The following is a 1,839-nucleotide window of genomic DNA, read 5'->3' on the forward strand; positions in this document are numbered from 1 at the left end:
ACACAGACATACATGCCTCCCAGCAATGCTTCTATGTAAGCGGCCCTCGGTGGGAGTACAAAGTTTCAATTTCCAGCTTCTATTCTTTCCCTATCCGCAAATCCTGCGCCTGAGACGATGTAGGATGCGCAAACCGGTAGGAGGGCAACCAAAGTTCAGGTTCAGAGTAGGGATTATATCCTTGCTCGACCCCGCATTGATGATATAGGTCGCGCCAACGATTTTTAGGCGCAACGATGCCATATCTTGATAATCTTCCAGCGCAGTGCCCGCCGAACGATGCGATTGACCAGCCGCTGGTCGGTGTTTGGAGAGTGGTAGGGAATAACCCTCCAGCAGCGGCGGACTTCTGGTCGCATGCAAGATTGGGATGGAAGAAACCGCCGACGGTTTCAGATTGCGACTTCAGTTCTTGCTCGCTGTTTTTGTCGCGTGATAAAGTTGCGAAGCTGGCGTCGCGACTCCCCAAAGCACGCATTTCAAACCCGCGCCTTGCAAAGCTTAACGTGCCGGTAGGTGCTGGTAGGTCACAGGTAAATAGGAAGACCGAGCACGTACATTTCTGGATGTATGGCACGTTCGATCCAGTGGCGGCTGTCAAAGCGTGTGAGGACCTCTGACATGCAGCAACGGAAGCGAAAAGCTGAGTACCTAGCGACGCTCATTTACCTGGACGAACCGCAGCTCCTGGCACTGCGTGCGCAGAAGGCGCATGTGGTAGCCGTTGCTGTCCCGTCAGAGGATCCCGACGAAGCTCTGTTCTTGGCAGTGACAGTCAGTTCGAGGAACTGGGAGAGCTACTTAGACGGAACAACAGACCTACGGTTTCTCTTCACGTATCCAAAAGACCGTCTGCTGTATTACTTCGACCTCATGGCAATGAAGGACAATAAGGTCACGATGACACCTTTCAGCGGCTTGGTGCCTGAAGAGCATCTGCCGTTGCCGCGCCTGTTCTCAACGGAGCACACCGAAGAATTCGACATCGGGGGACGAGCTGAAGACGAGGAGCACCTCATTATTGACGGCGAATGGGAGATGCCAGAGTTCGGCCAGTTCTATCAAAGATACTCTGATATCTATGCCTTCGTAGCATCGCTGCAGAACTGGTCAGATCCCAATAGAGACCAAAAGATCAAAAACAGCATCGTTAAGACCTATCGTGAGCGAGCTTTCGAGGGCGGCTTTAGCTATGTGCACTTTTTCCATGGCCTCAACGACAATATGCCTCGTGACGAGCGGCCAGGGCTTGAGAGGATCAAATACGCGTCTCCTGGAATCGTCGATATCACCGGCAAAGCGGAAATATTTGCGGACCTTGAGAATATCGTGAGGAACTATCTTAACGATAGAAATTCGATCTCCGAGGCGTACGCCAAACTGTACGCATATTTGTCACGCAATAAGTACTTGCAAATGCCTGGTAACAAGTACGATAAGAACGATGCGACTGCGGGATATATATTCGCGGAGGCAGAGGCACTGAGCAACAAGCTCGGGACTATTGACTTCAGTGTCGTGAAAGAACTAGCCGATCAGAACGCATTGGTCGTAGCAAAGATAATATTGGCTCTGTACCGCCGAGTTGAAAGCGCTGCAAGTTTCTTCGCTCAAGGCCGCATGTCATTCTCTGAATGATAGTTGAACCCAACGCTTGAAGCACAGCGACATTCGGCTCTTAATGATCGGCCCCAACCTCTACGTTGAAGAGAGCATCGCTGAGAGATTGGGGCTGTTGAGGTCGGATCCCTTAGCTGCTGAGCCTAATTGGGCAGAGTATCGTTCAAGTTGACTGACACGTCGGTGACAGTCTCTAGGACTGTTCCCGCTACTATGGGC

Annotated in this window: 1 protein-coding gene; it reads left to right on the plus strand. The window is 51.5% G+C overall.

Annotation, left to right across the window (positions count from 1 at the left end; all coding sequences use genetic code 11):
• Positions 1-621: 621 nt before the first annotated feature.
• A complete protein-coding gene (locus OC446_RS30190; RefSeq protein WP_262032562.1) occupies positions 622-1,638 on the plus strand; it encodes a hypothetical protein in 1,017 nt (338 codons plus the stop codon).
• Positions 1,639-1,839: the final 201 nt, after the last annotated feature.

The organism is Microvirga sp. Mcv34 (genome assembly GCF_024519725.1).
Taxonomy (GTDB): Bacteria; Pseudomonadota; Alphaproteobacteria; order Rhizobiales; family Beijerinckiaceae; genus Microvirga.

Excerpts from the sequence above, each read along its gene's own strand:
- OC446_RS30190 (WP_262032562.1), top strand. The coding sequence starts at position 622 with ATGCAGCAACGGAAGCGAAAAGCTGAGTACCTAGCGACGCTCATTTAC.